The organism is Gilvimarinus sp. 2_MG-2023 (assembly GCF_030547685.1).
GTDB lineage: Bacteria > Pseudomonadota > Gammaproteobacteria > Pseudomonadales > Cellvibrionaceae > Gilvimarinus.
In genome coordinates this window covers 52,211-71,107 of the sequence record NZ_JAUOQM010000049.1, presented here as the reverse complement: position 1 = coordinate 71,107, position 18,897 = coordinate 52,211, and the positions used below count along the sequence as shown (strand labels likewise).

Here is an 18,897-nt window from a genome sequence, read left to right as displayed (position 1 = left end):
GTCCAATACTGTAAATATATACAGTATAGTGGCAAAGACTCAGAGAGCGTCAAGAGGTTTTACATGTGCGGTCGAATATTTGTGGATCAGACGTCGGGCGCGACTGACGTGCTCAAGCTGGTCGGTTTGGAGCATTACCAGTTGCCCACTCACCACAATCTGGCGCCCACCGAGCCGGTTCCGGTGATATTCACCCATGAGGGCGGCGTTGACCTGGCCCCGATGCGTTGGTGGCTACACCCCGCTTGGTCCCCCGAGCCGCCCAACCAGAAATTCGCTATGTTTAATGCGCGTATAGAAACGCTCTTGACCAGTCGTGCCTACAAGGGCCCCAGCCAGTATCGGCGAGGTATTGTGCCCGCTGCGGGGTTTGTCGAGTGGCAGAAAACCCCCGCCGGTAAACAGCCGTACTACATCACCGGTGAGGAGGATGTGTTGCGTTTAGCGGCGGTGTGGGAGTGTTGGCAAGAGCAGGTGTGGAGTTGCTCGATCATCACCCAGCCGGCCAGCGCTGAATTCGAGCCCATCCACAATCGAATGCCGCTGAGTTTGAATAACGAGCAAATGCTGCAGTGGCTGGATCATCGCCAAAACCCGCAGGCACTGGTAAACGATTTATACGGGGTAAGCTCGCCGCTGACTGCGCGTAGAATTGATAGAAGCGTAAACAATGCCCGGCATAAAGAGCCAGTTCACTATGTGCCGAATGGCTAGAGAAGAAACTAGGCGTCGGGGAGAAAGCCCCTCTGGCTATTTGCCCATTCGCCAGAGGGGAAAAGCTTAACCGGCTGCTGAGGCACAGAGATCCTGCTGCGCACTGGCTGACAGGGCAAAGCCGTGGCCGGGCTTGTCTGTCAGCACAATGTAACCTTGTTCGACGGCGAGTGGCTGCTCGACAATACGGTCCATGTTGAGCATAGAGTGCTCGGTGTAAACCACCTCGGGCAGAGCCGAGGCAATATGAGCGCCCAGCTCCATCGGCGTGTTGCCCAGCGAAATAGGCACGCCGTGTTCTGCGCACAGCCAGCCGATGTTCAAAGCGGCCGAGATATCACCGTGAATATTGATAATGTCGCCCGCGTTATGATCAACCAAGTTGCGTTTGCCGCTAAGGTCTAAGTACTCGCCGACATTTAAGTGGCTGTCGGTCAGCGCTTGCTTAACCTCGATTAAGCCGGGAATATCGTGGCGCAAAATAGGGTCTTCCACCCAGTAGATCGGGAAGCCCGCCTCTTCATAACGGCGAATGCGGCGAATAGCCTCTTTCGCTGACCAGGCCTCATTGGCATCGATCATCAGTCGTGTCTGGCTGCCTACCGCATCGCGCACCAGCGCCAAGCGATCCAGATCTTGCTCCACCGTATCAAAGCCCACCTTAACCTTATAGGCATCGAAACCGTGCTTAACCGCGCCGGTATAAAAGTCAGATACCTCGTTATCACTCATATGAAAGCACACGCCGCTGCCGTAGCTTTTGACCTTATTGCTGCTGCCGCCGAGAAATTGATACAGCGGCAGGTTGGCGTGTTTGGCGGCCAAATCCCACAGGGCTTGATCAATGGCCTGATCTAAGGAATGGGGCAGTGGGAAGATGTTGCCGCCACGCGGGCGCGACACTTTGTGAATTAAGGCCTCTGGCGGGCGGTTCAGCATGCTGGGTAAGCGCAGGCGTTCTACCAGTGCCTTGATTTCGCGGGCCTCGGGTAGGGGCGTGTGCAGTGATTGGAAAAAGCCCAACCCTATATTGCCTGAACTATCAATCAGCTCCAGGGTGCCGGCCCAAACGTGGGTCGAGGCGAACTGAGAATCACCGATAACGCGGTCGCGCGGGTAATCAAAACAATGAATTCTTATATTTTCTATGGTTGCAGTCATAGTTGATCCGTTTACATCAATAGTGCGTTGCAGTGAGCGGGGGACTGCAGCGCTGTGGTGCCGTCAGGGGGCTATGAAACTATTTAAGCATTGGTGATATTATTGGTCAATATAAATATTTTAAAATCTTTATGTAAAATATCATATCGTAGTATTGAAATATGCAGTGATGAGTGTAATATAGTTTTCAGCTTGAGCTAGTAGCCAAATATACAACTTCTAAAATTTTTCTAATAATTGTAGGAAGGGTCCGAAAATGACTAAGTTTAAGAAAAAACACCTTTGTGCCATTGTTCCAATGCTCATCAGTGCAGGTTTTGTCGATGCCCAGGCGCAAGAGTCGAGCGGCGAGGCATTAGAAGAAGTGGTGGTAATGGGTATTCGTCAAAGTATTCAAGCCGCTCAGGATGTTAAGCGCGACGCCACAGGCGTGGTGGATGTTGTGACTTCTGAAGATCTGGGTAAATTTACCGATGATAATATTGGCGCAGCCATTGGTCGGATCCCCGGCGTGCAAATTCAACGTAATGACAACGGCATTGGGGGTGATCGCGCCTCCATTCGTGGCATGGGCCCGCTGTTTGTCAATACTAGCGTGAATGGCCGCACACCTCTGTCACACGGTGACGAAGGTATTGGCAATATTCGTCAGTTCAACCTCGATGTTATTCCCGCGGAAATTGTCAGTGGTGTGGTGGTGCGTAAAATGCCCACGGCGGAAACCATTGAAGGCGGTATTGGCGGTTCGGTAGAGCTGAAAACGTTAAAGCCACTGAGTGCTGAAGGCCTTTATAAGAACAGTGATGTTGTCGGTGGTGTTGTTTCGATTTCGGGTGTTAACGATAGCTTAACCGAAGAGTGGTCACCTAAGTTCTCTGGCGTGCTGGGTTTGCGCAATGCCGATAATACTGTGGCGGGCTATTTGTCAGTGGTGCTTTCCGATTCTGATTACGCAGTAGACGAAGCCTACACTCGCGCGCAAGAGCGAGACATTCAAATTGATACCAACGGCGACGGTATTGCTGATCGCACAGAAGAAGATGTTATCTCCCACAGCCGTATTACCATGAACGCCATTCGCGGTGAAAAAGAGCGCGAATCATTCTCTTACGGTATCGAGTGGCAAGCCACCGACGATTTAAAATTCGGGGTAGATGGTTATAACTCAACCTACAATGTTTACTCGCAGCGACCCACCGTCGATTTGTTCTTTGATTACAACGGTGTGTTTGATGAAGATGCTATTAGTATTGAAAACAATTTTGTACAACAGATTGATGGCTCTGGCGTCACCAACCCCGGTGGTGACTTTAAAATAGAAAACTTTGATCTGTTGTTTGATAACTTATCGGAAAACTCGGTTATTGGCTTTAATACTGTATACGGTGAAGATACCGCCTTTACCGTGAGTGCAGATGTTTCTTACTCAAAAGTTGAGTTTGAGCAAGACCTGCGTCTGGGTATTATGGGTGCCTATGGGCTGGATCCGGCTGATTTCCGCTATGACGGTACGGGCGATGTGCCATCGTTTACCTACGGTGAAGAAGTTAACGATGTTGACTCTTACCTGAGTGTTGGTTTTTTTGGTCGTGATCGCCGCGGTAATAACGAGCAGTTGGCGTTCCGTATGGACTTTGACCTGGAGGTCAACGAAGGCCTTAACATTAAAGCCGGTGTGCGCCACGCCAACACTGAAATTGATGTGCGTGAAACCGGCCGTTTTACCCTGCTTTGGGATGATGCCGATCTGGGTGCCGCCTCATTTGATGGCTCGTTAACCGAAGAGTTGTTCCCTGGTCACGATATTGGTTTTAACCAGTTCTTGGTGACCGATTACGACGCGCAAGCAGCAGTTTATCCTGAAATTTTCAATGAGCGAGCCAGTGCATCGACTATTAATGATGCATTCTTTGCCATTGATGACAGCACCGGTTTGCCACTCGATAAAGCCAACTCATTCTTGGTTGAAGAAGAGACTCTGGCTTTCTATGTGCAGGCTGATTTAGAAGGTGAAATTGGTGATCGTCGCTATACCGCCAATGCCGGTGTTCGCACGGTCAGTACCGATCGCAATGTGAAAGGCTTTCAGACAACGCGCATTGTCAATCCATTAAACGCGATTGTTGAAGAGCTGGGCTATATTGATACCGAAACCGACAGCGATGACTTCCAAGTGTTGCCAAGCGCTAACTTTATGCTGGAAGTGTCCGAGAGTTTGCAGTGGCGTGTGGGTGTGGCCAAAACCATGTCTCAGCCCGAGTACACGGACCTAAAAGTGAACGGTTCGGTTAACATTCAAGATGTGAATGATCCCGGTTACGACTCCACCATTAATTCAACCGCCGAGATTGGTAATCCTGACCTGGAGCCTTACACGGCTTGGTCGTTCGATACCACCTTCGAGTACTACTTAGACTCGGGCGGTGCCGTCTTTGCCAGTGTATTCTATAAAGATGTGTCTAACTTTGTATTGCGCGAAGCGCGTACCGACGTCACTATCGATGGCTACGATCAATTGTTTGATACCACTCAGCCCATTAATGTCGCGAAAGGTGATGTGAAAGGTTTCGAGCTGGGCACCAATATCCCCTTTGGCGACTTTGGTATTCAAGCAAACTACACCTATGTCGATTCGAAGTTTGAGAATCCAGACAACAACCCATTGTTGGATAATGGTTTCCCAGGTTCGTCTAAACATAACTTCAACGCCATTGGTTACTATGAGATTGAAGCTTTCTCGGCGCGTATGGCCTATATCTACCGCGATGATTACTTCCAGGCCTTGGGCGGTGGTTTCGATCGCGCTAACCAGCCCGCTTTCGCGGAAGGCTCTGGCCAGTTAGACATTAACCTGTCTTATAATGTAATGGAAAATGTGCAGCTGACGCTGGATATCAGCAACGTAACCGAGGAAGATGCTCGCAACTACATCAACGACAGCAGTAATTTCCGTGATTACGTCACACGGCCAAGAACTGCAGTAGTAGGTGTACGCGCTTCTTTCTAACCTTTACAGGGTAGTTTAGAGCAATGAGCCCACACCACTGGTATGTGTTTTCCGGTCGTGTGGGTTCTTACCTGAATATTGAATAACAGGATAAATACTCTGTGCTCCATTCGATTGATTACTTCGTTATCGCGTTCTATGTGATTGCCATTATGGCAGTCGGTTTGTTCGTAGCCTCAAAGCAAAAGAAAGGCGCCAGCCTTTTTCTTGGCGACAAAAGTGTGGGGTTTGCCAGTATCGGCATGTCCATCTGGGGTACTAATATTGGCCCGTCGTTCCTGGTCGCAAGTTTTGGTGCTGCCTATGGTTCGGGTATGCTGGTGGCGAATTTCGAATGGATGGCCTGGATCTTTTTATTATTATTGGCCATGGTGTTCTCCCCGTATTACTTGGGGTTGAACGTACCGACAATACCGCAAATTATTAAACGCCGATTTGGCGATACCATGTATCGCTTACTGACGATCTACTCGCTCTGCACCATTGTCGTGGTGTGGCTTGGGGGAGGGTTATACGTCGGTGGTTTATTGTTTACCCAATTTATGGGTTGGGATCTGACACTTTCCATATTGTTTTTATTAGTCATCGCGACCAGTTTTACAGTGGTCGGTGGCTTAGCGGCCGTTATTGTAACGGATGCCTTTCAGACCATACTGATGATTGTTGGTATGGCAGCGTTAACACTGATCGGGCTCTATGAGCTGGGTGGTGTCGGTGTTTTGATCGAAAAAACCCCGGCCTCATACTGGACTTTGATTGACCCGGATTCTCCCGATGTGCCCTGGTATTCCTTCCTGTTGGGCTTTCCGGTGATGGCCGTTTGGTTTTGGTGTACGGACCAGACTATTGTGCAGCGTGTGTTTGCCGCCAAGGATTTACCCACCGCGCAAAAAGGTGTGTTTTTAGCCGCAGCGCTGAAAATCCTACCGCCTTTTATCTTTATTTTGCCAGGTATTATCTTTTTTTGCTTGAACCCAAGTGTTGCCAATTCTGACCAAGCCTTTATTGCTATGGTGAGTGAATATATGCCCATTGGCTTTCGTGGCCTGATGATTGCGGTACTGATTGCCGCGCTTATTAGTACTCTGGATTCCGGGCTTAACTCGTTCAGCACGATCTTTACCTTAGATTTTTATCAGCCTGTTATTCACAAGGGTAAAGAGGTCTCTAATAAAGAAATTCGCTTTGTCGGGCAAATGGTTACGTTGGCCGCCAGTGTATTGGCCTTTTTCTGGGCTGTTGCTATGGGCAGCGTTTCGGCCAACTTATTCGAGCTGCTACAAAGTTTGATTGCCTTTTTGGCTCCCCCCTTAAGTACGTTGTTTTTGGTGGGCTTGTTCTGGCGCCGGGTGACTGCCATCGGTGCGACCTATGGTTTTGCCCTGTCTTGCGTACTTTGTGTAACCGTGGGTTTTTTCAGTGTTAACGAAAAAACCTTTGGATTGTTTGAGGCGTGGCCGCACTTTCTCACCACTACTTTTATTTTATTTGTAATTTCGGTGGCACTTACCGTTGTTCTGTCACTGTTGACTAAGCCCTCACCCGATGAGCAGTGGTTGCCAACCTTTAAGCAAATGGCGACGCAAAATGGCTCAAATTCCAAACCCATTTGGATCGCCTGGGGTGTGTTGGCGCTGGTAATGGTTTCACTGTACGGCGGTTTCCAGTATCTGGCCTCGGGTGATGGTGAGTCATCCGCGGCGCCGATATCGGCGCAAGCAACTGAGACGACTAAGCCACAGGTGTCGGTATACCGTGGTGAATCGCCAAACTTTGATGGCTGGGTGAACCCTGAAGAATATCGCGATGCTACCAAGCTTGACGGCATCGATGCTTGGGTGCCACAGTTCTCGCCAGTGCACGATAAAGCCGATTTATCGGGTCATGTTTATATTAAACACGATACTGAATACCTCTACTTTGCTTTTGATATTACCGATGATGTTCTGTATGGCATCGACACCGAACGCTGGCTGCCCGATGAAAATCCGCGCGCGCACGAGCTGACTCGCGAAGGTTTCCCCTGGTTTGGTGATGGGGTAGAGGTGCTTATTAATGCTGAAAACAAAGCCGGTGAGCAAGACGGCGAACTCAATAAAGGTAATGGCCACAGCTGGCAAATGGTAGTCAGTACCCACAAGTCACGCTTGGGCGGACTGCAAAAGGGCGGTTTGCTGGAGGGGGAAGAGCGCTCGCTCAAATCGGCCTGGGACACATATCAGGCGTGGATTCTATCCGGCGCCATGCAGGCGAAGGTGCGTATTAAACCGGATTTATCTGGCTACACACTGGAGTGGCGCATTAAGCCTAACCCAACCCTAGAGATAGCGCCGGGGGTGTTCTGGTCAGCTGAAATGCCAGTCACCGAAATGGGGTTAAACCTTGCCGTGGGTGATTTGGATAAACCCAAACAAGAAAACTGGGGCGGCTTCCATCACGAAAACTGGTGGTCGGGCGAGCGCGATAAGCGCACCTGGTTAAAGCACTGGGGCACCATGCGTTTGTACGGTGATTACCGGTCAGAGTACAACCCTTAATGAATGGCAGGGCCACGTGTGAATAATTTTATCGACAATCGTTACCCCACGGTTAACGACCTTAGAGCGAAAGCTAAAAAACGTATTCCTAAGTTTGCTTTTGATTATTTAGAAGGCGGCTGCATGGATGAGTTGGGCTTGCAGCGCAACCGCGACGGCATTGAGTCGGTGCAGTTACGCAGTGAATTGCTTAAGCCCTATGCCGGCTGCGATTTAAGTGTTGAGCTTTTTGGTCATACCTATGCCTCACCGTTTGGTATTGCCCCGATTGGTTTGCAGGGGCTTATGTGGCCCAAAGCACCGGAAATTCTCGCTGCAGCCGCACTTGCGAAAAATATTCCGTATATTCTCAGTACTGTTTCGTCCAGTGGGCTGGAGCGTATTGCTGAAATTTCTGAGGGCAATGCCTGGTACCAGTTTTACAATCCCACCGATGATGCTATTCGCAAAGACTTACTGCAACGTGTTAGCAGTGCGGGTTATAAAGTGTTGGTGGTTACCGTTGATGTTCAAACTTTTGGCTATCGCCCGCGCGATATTAAAAACGGTTTGTCCATGCCACCCAAAATGACCCTGCGCAATATTATGCAAATGTTGTCGTGCCCCAACTGGTTTATCGAAACCGCCTTAGCCGGCAAGCCCGAAATGCAAACCCTCAAACCCTATATGCCCAAAGGCATGCCGGTGGATCAACTGGCGGAGTTTATGAATAAAACCGTTATGGGGCGAGTGGATATCGACGGTCTCAAACCCATCCGTGATGCCTGGCAAGGCCCGCTGGTGATAAAAGGGTTAATTAACGAGCGCGATGTCGAGGCCGCCATTCAAATCGGTGCCGATGGTGTGATTATGTCCAATCACGGTGGGCGTCAACTGGATGCCGGCGAATCCCCGGTGGAGCCTTTGCAGCGTGTCGCTAAAAAATACGGCGATCAAATTAAAATCCTGATGGACAGTGGCCTGCGTTCCGGCACCAATATCGCCTCGGCGCTGGCTTGCGGCGCTGAATTTACGTTTCTTGGGCGGCCATTTGTTTACGGTTTAGGCGCGCTGGGTAAAAAGGGTGGCGTGCACACGATTAACTGTTTGCACAAACAGATGGAACAAATTATGAATCAGCTGGGCTGCGAGCGAGTTGATCAATTGCCCCGATTTTTAGTGTCAAATGACGCTCACTAACGAGACTTTTTAGGTTATGAATAACACCGTCATCCCCAAACGCGAAATCGCCAATACCGGTTTACAAGTGGATGAGCTGGGCTTTGGCTGTGCGCCTTTAGGCAACTTGTATCAGCCAGTCTCCGATACCGAGGCGGCCGACACGCTGGCCGCTGCCTGGCAGCTGGGGTTTCGCCATTTCGATACCGCGCCTCACTATGGCCAAGGATTAAGCGAGAGGCGCACCGGGGACGCTTTACGCCATCTGCAAGGGCGCGATTACGTGTTGTCGAGCAAAGTTGGCCGACTGTTAAAACCGGCCGGTTACCGCGCCGAGCGCCACGGGTTTGTCTCGCCCATGCCGTTTGATTTTTCTTACGACTATAGCTACGACGGTGTAATGCGCTCCTATGAAGACAGCATTATGCGCTTGGGGCTTGATCGTATCGATATTCTTTATATACACGATATCGGCCGCATGACCCACGGCGATGCCAACGATGAGCTGTTTAAAACGGCCATGACGGGCGGCTATAAAGCGCTGGATGAGTTGCGCTCGCAAGGGCTGGTGAAAGCCATTGGCCTTGGGGTTAACGAAAGCGAAGTGTGTGAAGCGGCGCTGGAGCATGGTAACTGGGATTGCTTTTTATTGGCCGGGCGCTACACCCTGCTCGAACAAGCCTCGCTCGCCACGCTTTTGCCTAAGTGCGAACAAAGCAATACCTCCGTTGTAGTGGGCGGCCCGTACAACTCCGGTATTTTGGCCACCGGCGTCAATAATGTCAGCAAGCCTATGTATAACTATATGCCGGCCACACCGGACATTATTGAGAAAGTGGCACGCATTGAAGCGACGTGTCAGGAGTTTAACGTCACCTTGGCGGCAGCGGCTTTGCAATTTCCACTGGCCCACCCAAGCGTAGTATCGGTGATACCGGGGCTGGGTAGTGTGCGCCGTATTGAGCAAACCATAGAGTTATTTAAGCAAACCATTCCCAGCGAGTTTTGGCAGGCATTGCAAACCCAGGGCCTGATCGACAAGGCGGCGCCATTGCCCAGCGCTAAAGTGGCGGAGTAGGGGAATGATGAAAAGCGAGTATGAGTCGTTGTTTTGTATCGATAGCCACCAGCATTTTTGGCGGCGATCGCGCGGCGATTACACTTGGTTAACGCCCGATTTGGGCGCAATCTATGCTGACTTTATGCCCGAACAACTACGCGATACTCTGTCGCGCAATGGCATTGATCAGACCGTTTTGGTGCAAGCCGCCGAAACCGATTCCGAAACCGATTTTATGTTGTCCATTGCCGATGCAACTCCATTTGTGGCCGGCGTGGTCGGTTGGGTTGCGCTTGAGCAGGTATCTGCCAAACAACGTTTACTCGACTTGTCGAAGCGGCCCAAGTTTAAAGGCATTCGTCCCATGCTGCAGGCCATTGATAATGTGGATTGGATGCTTCTGCCTGAATTAGATTGCCACTATAAAGTGTTAACAGAGCTTGGGCTTTGCTTCGATGCGTTAATTACACCGGTCCACTTACCCAATGTAAAAATTTTGGCCGAGCGTTACCCCGAGTTAAAAATCGTGATTGATCACGCGGCTAAACCCGATTTAACGCAAACCGATTTAACTCAGTGGCAGCGTGACTTGGCTGCGGTGGCCAAGTGCAGCAATGTTTATTGCAAGCTCTCGGGGCTACTGAATGAGGCCGGTTCGCAGCCGAGGTTTTCCTCAGTGGTGCCCGCCATTGACCATGTCTTGCAATGCTTTGGCCCCAAGCGGGTTATGTGGGGTAGCGACTGGCCGGTTATTCGTTTGGCGGGGCATTATGACTCTTGGGTAAGAGATTCCCGCTCTTATTTGTCGAGCTTAAGTGTCGATGATCAAGCGTGGGTGTGGGGCCGTAGCGCGCAACAGTTTTACAGCCTTTAACGCGCAGTGAATATAGATGTCCAGAGTTTAAGGTAAATTGATATGAGTAAAAAATTAACAGGTAAAACAGTTTTAGTGACCGGTGGCGGTAGCGGCATCGGTCAAAGTATTTGTCTGCGAATGGCGCAAGACGGTGCGCGGGTCATTATTCTCGATTTAACGCAAGAGTCCGCCGCCGCCACCGCCGAGCAAGTGCAAGCGTTAGGCGCTGAGTGCGAAGTCTACGCCTGTGATGTGGCCAACTCGCAGCAAGTGGCGCAGGTGCTGGGTGAGATAACGCAAAAATACCCAATTAATATCCTGATTAACAACGCCGGCATTGCCCATGTGGGCAATATCGAAAACACCCGTGAAGAAGATTTAGACCGATTGTACGCGGTTAATGTTAAAGGCCTCTACAACACCACCTTGGGCGTAATTGCATCGATGAAGGCGCAGGGCTCGGGCATTATTATCAATATGGCTTCTATCGCCTCTTCGGTGGGCTTGGCCGACCGCTTTGCCTATTCAATGTCCAAAGGCGCGGTGCTCAGCATGACCTTGTCGGTGGCAAAAGATTATCTTAACGATGGTATTCGGTGTAACTGTATTTCTCCCGGTCGTGTGCACACCCCATTTGTGGACAATTTTATCGCCAAAAATTACCCAGACAACGGCGAAGAAATGTTTGAAAAGCTTTCCAAGTCGCAACCCATTGGGCGCATGGCCCAGCCGGAGGAAGTCGCCGGCTTAGTGGCGTATTTGTGCTCGGAAGAAGCCGCATTTATTACCGGGTCTAATTTTCCGATTGATGGTGGTTTTATCACCCTCAATAGCTAAACGGCTAGAGCAAAATTTTAACCGACACACTTAGAACACATACACTTAGATAGAAAGGCAGTTTTTATGAAATTATTACGCTACGGCCCCAAAGGCCAAGAAAAGCCAGGCATTGTTGATGCCCAAGGCACCATTCGCAGTTTGGCCGGTGTGGTCGGCGACATCAGTGGCGCCGATATTTCACCCGAGTCTCTGAGTAAAATTGCCGCGCTCGATCTGTCTACCTTACCTGAGGTTAGCGCATCGGAGCGTTTGGGCCCCTGTGTGGGCGATGTGGGTAAGTTCCTATGCATCGGCCTAAACTACGCTGATCACGCAGCAGAGTCGGGTGCCCAAGTTCCATCGGAGCCCGAGATGTTCACCAAGGCCACCAGTTCTATCACCGGGCCTAACGACGATATTACTATCCCTAAAAACAGCAGCAAAACCGACTGGGAAGTGGAGCTGGCGATCGTGATTGGCCGTGAGGCTCGCTATATTTCTGAGGCTGACGCCGACGACTATATTGCCGGTTACTGTGTGTGTAACGACGTGTCCGAGCGCGAGTTTCAGTTGGAGCGCGGCGTACAGTGGGATAAAGGCAAAGGCTGCGACACCTTCGGCCCGATAGGCCCATGGCTGGTTACCAAAGATGAAGTGGGTGACCCTACCAACTTGTCAATGTGGCTAGAGGTAAACGGCCATCGCTACCAAAACGGCAATACCAACACCATGGTGTTTAAACCAGCCGCCATTGTTAGCTACTTAAGTCAGTTTATGAGCTTGCAGCCCGGCGATGTTATCTCAACCGGTACACCACCTGGCGTGGGACTGGGTCAAAAGCCGCCAGTGTATTTAAAGCATGGCGATAAAGTAGAGTTGGGAATCGAAGGCTTAGGGCAGCAAAGCCAAACATTTGTCGATTACCAGTAAGCCTCTTAATCACCAGTGTCCGCTAAAGGGCACTGGTGATGAGTGTTAAGCGAAGCCATGCGCATAATGCAGGCAGGCTTAACCTGGGTATCTTTGCTAGTGCAAGTCGATGCTGTATTTTCACAGGTGCCTTAAAATATCAGTTGCCGCTCGCGATATGATAAACTTTAACCCTACTGCTGTCGCAATGTTATAAATGCGTATGGCAGTGAACGATCGAGGCAAGAATCATGGGAGCGGCACAAAAAGTGGCAAGAAAGCGTAAAGAGACCGTTGTAGGTAAAAATGGGGCAGTTACCGAGGTGGCCGATGAGAAAACCAGCTCATTAAGTCAGGCTGCTTACAATAAAATCCTACAGTGGGTATTTGAGAAAAAGCTCACGCCCGGCGCTTTTATGTCCCAGAGCGAGCTGTCCAAGCTCATGAACATCCCCATGCAGCCACTGCGCGATGCATTAAAGGTGCTGGAAGGCGAAAATATGCTGACCATTCACCCGCGCTCGGGTATTCAGTTTCGCAAGCCCGATTTAGAATTCCTACGCGATACCTACCAATTCAGAACCATTATCGAAACCGCTGCGGCGCGCAACTTTGCCCAGTTTGGTGACGATAAGCTGATCCAGACTTTGATTGACGAGCACAAAGAGCTTATTAAGCTGGTGGACGAAAAAGGCGTCACCGAAGAGGTGTTAGCCCTGATCGAGCAAAACGAGCAGCGTTTTCACGGCGCCCTAATTGCTAGCTTGCGCAACGAATTTGTCGAAGTGACAGCCACTAAGCTGAAATACTACATCAAGTTAATTCAGCTGGAGCACTTTTTTACCCCACCCCTGGTTAAGCAAACCTTAGGCGAACATATCGAAATATTAGAAGCCTGTGCCCGGCGCGATGAAGATGCCGCGGTAAATGCTCTGACGGTGCACTTTAAAGAGGCTATGCACCGGCATTTAAGAATGTTTTAAACGCACACGTTTAAAACACTACCTTATTTCCCCTTTCTTGTCGCCGAATGGCTTCCGCCATTTGGCCAACACCAAATAAAATTTCCCATAATCCCATAATCCCATAATCCCATAATCCCATAATCCCATTAGGCTGAATAAATGGCCTTGTTTATGGATGTCAACGTGAGTTTTTTGAGCTAAGCAACGCTGCAAAAAAAGGCGCATTCCTCCTCATTTATGGCGCAGGGTTCCCTTGACTCATAGATTTTATAAGATATTATCGGTTGCATATTGAAATATCAGTTTCGGTATATAAAATCTTACTCGCGGTAAGGGTGAGAAAAACTATAAATATAATGATTCGGAGTGCCATATGATAAAAATTTTTGATTGCCATTTGTTTCATGTCAGGTTTACAGGGTTGGCTGCAAGCTTTTTTGCGGCAGCCTTAATGACTGCGTGTGGCTCGGATTCTGACTCTAGTCAAAGTTCAGTCCCTGATCCTGATCCAGCAACCCCCGTGGTGATGAATGAGTTCTATGTGTCTCCCACGGGTGACGATACAAATGCCGGTACATTAGAGCAACCGTTACAAACCTTACAAGCCGCCCGCGATGCGGTACGTGCGGTTAACGCCGACATGGAAGAAGATATCTATGTTTATCTACGCGGTGGTCACTATCCGCTAACACAGCCACTCGAACTGCAGTCAGTTGATTCTGGGCGCAATGGTTACCGAGTAATTTATCAAGCCTACGAAGGTGAAAAGCCCGTACTCAATGGAGCCACCCAAGTCACTGGGTGGAGTCAGCACGATGGAAATATTTATAAAGCCACATTAGAGCACTCTTCTAAGTTGCGTACATTGATCGTAAATGGTGAGCGGGCGTATATGGCGAGCCAAAGTGCAACCAGCACGGGGAGTTGGGGTACTTATACCATTACTGAGGGGCAAGCTGACTGGGCGCGTATTAGTGGTTCTCACCCAGATGGTGTGACGTATAGCGTGTCTGATGTTCCAGAGATTAGCCGTCCTGCTGATCTTGAAATTATGAATCAAACCAAGTGGAACACTAATTTTGTCACAGTGCGTGAAACGCTGGTTGAAGATTCTAATCGCGTAATGAAATTATCACAGCCTTACGCATCAATCGCTATGAATCAAAACTGGGGGGCTTTTAATACAAATGGTAGGCATGTATTACTGAATGCCTATGAATTTTTAGATGAACCCAATGAATTTTATTTTGATCAGTCTGATAATACGCTTTACTACTATAGCGAAAATATTGATATGGCCAGCGCCGAGGTGTGGGCACCGCTGGCGAGTGAGCTGCTTAATATAAAGGGGGAGTCGAAAGAAAGCCGAGCTGAAAATATAATCTTTAGTGGAATCACTTTTGCTTATACTGAAGCGGTTTTACCTGAAGTGGCTGGGTCGTCCGGAAAATCGACAGTGCAGGCCGCCACCTGGAAAACGGCATACAGTGATGGTAACTGGCACAATGATAAATACACCGCTTACGATGTTATGCGCGGCGCTATTAACGTTAATCACGCGGGTTCTATCAGTATCGAAAATGGCACTATTAAGCATATTGGTAACGAGGGTATTAACTTTACCAATGATGTAATTGACAGCCAGATAATAGGTAATGCCATTATCGACGTGGGTGGATCGGGTATTAATATCGCCCACCCTCAGCATGTTTACATTGGTGACGGTGGTGAACACGAAAAGTATTCCAGTGATAACGAAGGTGTTGTTCAGAATATATTGGTGCGCAATAATTTACTATACGATACCACTAGAATCTACTGGGGGCACGCCGCAATTACTGCCTTTTTTACCGATGGTTTGCATATCGAGCACAATCAAATTCAAAATACCAAATATTCGGGTGTTAGCTTAGGGTGGGGTTGGAATAATTTCGCACCAGAAACGACTCCTGATAACCCAACTACAGTTGCGCAAAATAACAAGTTTAACAACAATCGTGTTTACAATGTTATGACTGTATTGGAGGACGGTGGCGCCTTTTACACGTTGGGTAATCAGCCTAACTCAGAGGCGAGTGGTAACTATGTTAAAGCCCCTACGACACACTTCCAGGGTGTTTATCACCCAGATGAAGGCACCGCGTGGTACACCGGCACTGATTTGGTATTTGAAATTGTACCAGGGCAAGATAACTTCGAGCTAAATGCTTGGCGCGACAAGCACTCCAATCACTACAGTAATATTTACACCACATCTGGCTCCAACCGAACCGGTGCTCCTGATTCATCAATTACTGATATGTATGTTTATCCCAGTGCAGATTGGCCAGAAGAGGCGTTAAATATTATCGCCAATGCAGGGCTTGAATCAGATTATCTATATTTGTTGGACGGTATCCCCGAACCACCTGAAGTGCCGGGTTTGACAGCGTCGGCCTCAGGCAATGTTTTGGAGGCTGAGTCAGCTACACTGTTAGGCGGAGCGTCTATTTTTAATGATGAAGAGGCCTCTGGGGGACAAGCCATCGAAAACATTCATGCCGATGGTTCTGGAATTGAGTTTTCCGACGTACCTCACGCTACGGCATTACAGTTAAAGTATGCCGCAACTGAATCGGGAACCTACAGTGTTTATGTCAATGATGAGCGCAAAGGTGAGATTACGTTCGAAGCCACGGGCTCCCTTTCTGGCTCCTATGAAGATTCGGATTCAATCTATATCGATCTGCCTAAAGGCGCCACGTTAACACTGAAAAAAGACGCGGGTGATGGCGCTCTCAACATAGATTATCTGTTACTTGTCAATCAGAGTTTTCATCAAGAAGCAGAAGACGCTCTGTTGTTGGGCGGGGCAAAAGTTGACACTGGACATGAGGGTTACTCGGGTTCCGGCTTTGTCGGTGATATTTTAAATATTGGCGACGCCGTTCAGTTTACGGTTAATGTGGCATCCACTGGACAGTACATCCTTGATACGCGTTATGCGATGGGACTATATGGCCCAGAAGGAGATCGCTCAATGAGTATCTATGTTGGTGATACAGAGCAAGCGCATACCTACTTTGTAAGTACGGGGGAGTGGAATATCTGGAGCAATCAACAAGCGGATGCAGCAATTCCCTTAATAGCTGGGGCTAATACCTTAAAGCTTCAATATGATGAAGACGACGCTGGCCATATTAATATCGATTACATTCAGTTAGCGCCAAAAATCGAAGTAGAAGATGGTACCTTAAATCAGGCTGTAGCCAATAATAATCACGAAGGTTTTAGTGGCTTTGGTTTTGTCGGTGATATGGTTAATGTTGGCGATTCAGTTGAGATCGTACTTAATGTTCCCACGGCCGGTGAGTACCTTTTGGATATTCAGTACGCGATGGGCCCCGATGGTCCCTCTGGTGATCGCACGCTTAGCCTTTATGTTAATGAGGTCGACCAAGCTCAAGCGACGTTCCAGGGAACGGAGCAGTGGAGCAGTTGGGCTGCGGTTCAGCAGGCGCTCATATTAAATGCCGGTCGCAACGTACTTCGCTTCCAGGTGGATGCAGAAGATACGGGGTGGGTGAACTTAGACTATATCGTTGTAAAATAAGACTTCCTTTTTCGTAACATGGGCTTTGGGCTTCACGTTTGTGAGGCCCTTTTTTATGTCAGCTCCGGTCGCTAACAGCGCAATTCGCTCTTGTTCTCCCGAGTTCAGTTTTAGTGCCAGGCAAGCCATGCCGATTTTTACCTCTTTGCAACTATCACCCGTCTCAAGTTTGTTGCCAGTGCTGTAAGTTCGTTCGTGGCTCGTGCGCAGCATATGATGATAGGCGAGGTGGATTTGAATAAACATTCCTATGCTTGACTTTTCTATCTATAAAATATTAATATTGCTATATTGAAATATCAGATTAGTATGTAGAGATTTTATAAGGTTGGTGTGTATCGCCAGCTTGTTCTGAATTGTCGTTCGCTAGCAACCTCTGTGTACGCTAGACTTTGGGCTTGTGACTCTCCTGTCGAAGCCTCTTTTTATTCAGTACTTGGCGGGCCCCGCAGGGGCTTCGTTAGGCAATAGTAGTGTTGTCATCTGCGGTGTGTCGTTGGCAGGTATCAGTGCCTCCAACAGCCGAGCATTGGGCTTATTTGTCTGGCGGCTATAGGGCAGATGAGGGCGTTCGCGCGGTAGATTTACCACCTGATCACCGCTAGATGTACAGCACGATAATAACGGGTAGGCCACTATGTTTCTCGGACTCGATATAGGCAGTTCATCCACCAAACTTGCGGTACTTGATGGCGAGTCGGGGCGAACCCTCGCCGCTGTTGCATATCCCGATACCGAACTTGAGATCAGCAGCCCCCAAGCGGGCTTTGCCGAGCAGGACCCCGACACCTGGTGGCACTGTGTGGAACAGGGTTTGGCAAAAATAGCCGCCACTACCGACATTGATTTAAAACACATTGAGGCGATTGGTATTTCCTACCAAATGCACGGTCTGGTGCTGGTGGATGATCAGCAACAGGTATTGCGCCCCTCAATTATTTGGTGTGACAGCCGAGCCGTGCCATACGGCGATGCCGCATTAACGGAACTTGGTGACGATTATTGTTTTGGCCACTTGCTCAATTCACCGGGCAATTTTACGGCGGCCAAATTGCGCTGGGTACAAGAAAATCAGCCCAAATTGTTTACCCGAATAGATAAGGTGATGCTGCCCGGCGATTATATCGCCATGCGTTTATCGGGTCAGGTGACGACTACCGCCTCCGGTTTATCGGAAGGCACCTTTTGGGATTACCGCGAGCGAGCGCCCGCACAAACCTTACTGGATCACTGGCAAATACCCGCCGCGTTACTGCCCGCACGGGTCCCCAATATTGGCGAGCAAGGAGTGGTTAGCGATGCGGTGGCAGCGCAGCTGGGGCTTAAATCTGGGGTAAAAATCAGTTACCGCGCCGGCGACCAACCCAATAATGCATTTAGCTTGAATGTGCGCGAGCCTGGTGAAGTGGCGGCTACCGCCGGCACCTCCGGTGTTATTTATGGGGTGACGGAGCACAACGTTGCCGATCGGCAATCGCGGGTGAATACGTTTGTCCATGTCACCGATAGCGAAGCGCAGCGGCGTAACGGCGTGCTGGTGTGTGTCAATGGCACCGGCCGGTTGTACAGCTGGTTACGGAAAATGCTCGCTACCGGCGGCGAGGTTAGCTACCCACTGCTTAATGAGCTGGCCGCTAAGGTGCCTATTGGCAGTGAAGGTTTGGTGTTTCATCCCTTTGGCAATGGCGCCGAGCGTATTTTTCAAAATCAGAATTTGGGCGCCCATATTCGCCATATCGATTTTAACCGTCACGGCTTAGGCCATATGGTGCGCGCGGCGCAAGAGGGCATTGTGTTTGCCCTAAACCAAGGCTTCGATGTGTTGAAGAGCATTGGTGGCAGCTGCGAGGTGATTAAAGTTGCCAAGGGCAATATGTTTTTAAGCGGTGTGTTTGCTCACACCTTTGCCAGCACCACCCAAGCGGCGATAGAGATTTACGATACCGATGGCGCGGCCGGTGCGGCGCGCGGCGCGGCCTTGGGTAGCGCTTACTACGCCAGTGCCAATGAGGCGTTTGCAGGCCTTAAGTGTATTGATGTAATCGAGCCCGATGCCGCACAGGCCGAGCAATACCAAGCGGCATACCAGCACTGGCAGGAACAACTACCCGTGGCGTAA

13 protein-coding genes are annotated in these 18,897 nt (G+C 49.5%); 11 read left to right on the top strand and 2 right to left on the bottom strand.

Annotation, left to right across the window (positions count from 1 at the left end; translation table 11 throughout):
* Window positions 1-63 precede the first annotated feature (63 nt).
* On the top strand, window positions 64-714 hold the full coding sequence (locus Q4526_RS14600) for an SOS response-associated peptidase (protein WP_215977836.1): 651 nt from the start codon (window positions 64-66) through the stop codon (window positions 712-714).
* A 66-nt stretch (window positions 715-780) separates the two neighbouring features.
* On the opposite strand, the gene Q4526_RS14595 is transcribed toward Q4526_RS14600, so the two are convergent.
* Window positions 781-1,875, bottom strand: coding sequence for a mandelate racemase/muconate lactonizing enzyme family protein (locus tag Q4526_RS14595; RefSeq protein WP_215977835.1), 1,095 nt, complete (start codon window positions 1,873-1,875; stop codon window positions 781-783).
* A gap of 256 nt (window positions 1,876-2,131) precedes the next feature.
* Here Q4526_RS14595 and Q4526_RS14590 point away from each other — a divergent pair, with 256 nt between their 5' ends.
* The 9 genes from Q4526_RS14590 (at window position 2,132) to Q4526_RS14550 (ending at window position 16,778) form a co-directional block, all read left to right on the top strand.
* Window positions 2,132-4,882: a TonB-dependent receptor gene (locus tag Q4526_RS14590; protein ID WP_215977834.1), complete on the top strand. Its 2,751-nt coding sequence runs from the start codon at window positions 2,132-2,134 to the stop codon at window positions 4,880-4,882.
* A gap of 101 nt (window positions 4,883-4,983) precedes the next feature.
* Complete coding sequence (locus Q4526_RS14585) at window positions 4,984-7,419, top strand: sodium/solute symporter (RefSeq protein ID WP_215977833.1); 2,436 nt, start codon at window positions 4,984-4,986, stop codon at window positions 7,417-7,419.
* An 18-nt stretch (window positions 7,420-7,437) separates the two neighbouring features.
* Window positions 7,438-8,598 carry an alpha-hydroxy acid oxidase gene (locus tag Q4526_RS14580; protein WP_215977832.1) on the top strand — a complete coding sequence of 387 codons (1,161 nt, stop codon included), beginning with the start codon at window positions 7,438-7,440 and terminating at the stop codon, window positions 8,596-8,598.
* A 16-nt stretch (window positions 8,599-8,614) separates the two neighbouring features.
* Complete coding sequence (locus Q4526_RS14575) at window positions 8,615-9,655, top strand: aldo/keto reductase (RefSeq protein ID WP_215977831.1); 1,041 nt, start codon at window positions 8,615-8,617, stop codon at window positions 9,653-9,655.
* 4 nt (window positions 9,656-9,659) lie between these two features.
* Complete coding sequence (locus Q4526_RS14570) at window positions 9,660-10,511, top strand: amidohydrolase (RefSeq protein ID WP_215977830.1); 852 nt, start codon at window positions 9,660-9,662, stop codon at window positions 10,509-10,511.
* A 42-nt stretch (window positions 10,512-10,553) separates the two neighbouring features.
* A complete protein-coding gene (locus Q4526_RS14565) occupies window positions 10,554-11,330 on the top strand; it encodes an SDR family NAD(P)-dependent oxidoreductase (protein ID WP_215977829.1) in 777 nt (258 codons plus the stop codon).
* Window positions 11,331-11,396: 66 nt separating this feature from the next.
* The gene (locus Q4526_RS14560; RefSeq protein WP_215977828.1) at window positions 11,397-12,242 is read left to right on the top strand and encodes a fumarylacetoacetate hydrolase family protein; all 846 of its coding nucleotides are present in this window, start codon (window positions 11,397-11,399) and stop codon (window positions 12,240-12,242) included.
* A 230-nt stretch (window positions 12,243-12,472) separates the two neighbouring features.
* Window positions 12,473-13,204: a GntR family transcriptional regulator gene (locus Q4526_RS14555; RefSeq protein ID WP_215977827.1), complete on the top strand. Its 732-nt coding sequence runs from the start codon at window positions 12,473-12,475 to the stop codon at window positions 13,202-13,204.
* 355 nt (window positions 13,205-13,559) lie between these two features.
* Complete coding sequence (locus Q4526_RS14550) at window positions 13,560-16,778, top strand: CBM35 domain-containing protein (protein WP_215977826.1); 3,219 nt, start codon at window positions 13,560-13,562, stop codon at window positions 16,776-16,778.
* Here Q4526_RS14550 and Q4526_RS14545 read toward each other — a convergent pair.
* Window positions 16,755-17,024 carry a hypothetical protein gene (locus tag Q4526_RS14545; protein WP_215977825.1) on the bottom strand — a complete coding sequence of 90 codons (270 nt, stop codon included), beginning with the start codon at window positions 17,022-17,024 and terminating at the stop codon, window positions 16,755-16,757. The genes Q4526_RS14550 and Q4526_RS14545 overlap by 24 nt on opposite strands.
* A 391-nt stretch (window positions 17,025-17,415) precedes the next feature.
* On the opposite strand from Q4526_RS14545, the gene Q4526_RS14540 reads away from it, so the two are divergent.
* Window positions 17,416-18,897 carry a xylulokinase gene (locus Q4526_RS14540; protein ID WP_215977824.1) on the top strand — a complete coding sequence of 494 codons (1,482 nt, stop codon included), beginning with the start codon at window positions 17,416-17,418 and terminating at the stop codon, window positions 18,895-18,897.

Excerpts from the sequence above, each read along its gene's own strand:
- Q4526_RS14600 (WP_215977836.1), top strand. The coding sequence starts at position 64 with ATGTGCGGTCGAATATTTGTGGATCAGACGTCGGGCGCGACTGACGTG.
- Q4526_RS14595 (WP_215977835.1), bottom strand. The coding sequence starts at position 1,875 with ATGACTGCAACCATAGAAAATATAAGAATTCATTGTTTTGATTACCCG.
- Q4526_RS14590 (WP_215977834.1), top strand. The coding sequence starts at position 2,132 with ATGACTAAGTTTAAGAAAAAACACCTTTGTGCCATTGTTCCAATGCTC.
- Q4526_RS14575 (WP_215977831.1), top strand. The coding sequence starts at position 8,615 with ATGAATAACACCGTCATCCCCAAACGCGAAATCGCCAATACCGGTTTA.
- Q4526_RS14570 (WP_215977830.1), top strand. The coding sequence starts at position 9,660 with ATGATGAAAAGCGAGTATGAGTCGTTGTTTTGTATCGATAGCCACCAG.
- Q4526_RS14565 (WP_215977829.1), top strand. The coding sequence starts at position 10,554 with ATGAGTAAAAAATTAACAGGTAAAACAGTTTTAGTGACCGGTGGCGGT.
- Q4526_RS14560 (WP_215977828.1), top strand. The coding sequence starts at position 11,397 with ATGAAATTATTACGCTACGGCCCCAAAGGCCAAGAAAAGCCAGGCATT.
- Q4526_RS14555 (WP_215977827.1), top strand. The coding sequence starts at position 12,473 with ATGGGAGCGGCACAAAAAGTGGCAAGAAAGCGTAAAGAGACCGTTGTA.
- Q4526_RS14550 (WP_215977826.1), top strand. The coding sequence starts at position 13,560 with ATGATAAAAATTTTTGATTGCCATTTGTTTCATGTCAGGTTTACAGGG.
- Q4526_RS14545 (WP_215977825.1), bottom strand. The coding sequence starts at position 17,024 with ATGTTTATTCAAATCCACCTCGCCTATCATCATATGCTGCGCACGAGC.
- Q4526_RS14540 (WP_215977824.1), top strand. The coding sequence starts at position 17,416 with ATGTTTCTCGGACTCGATATAGGCAGTTCATCCACCAAACTTGCGGTA.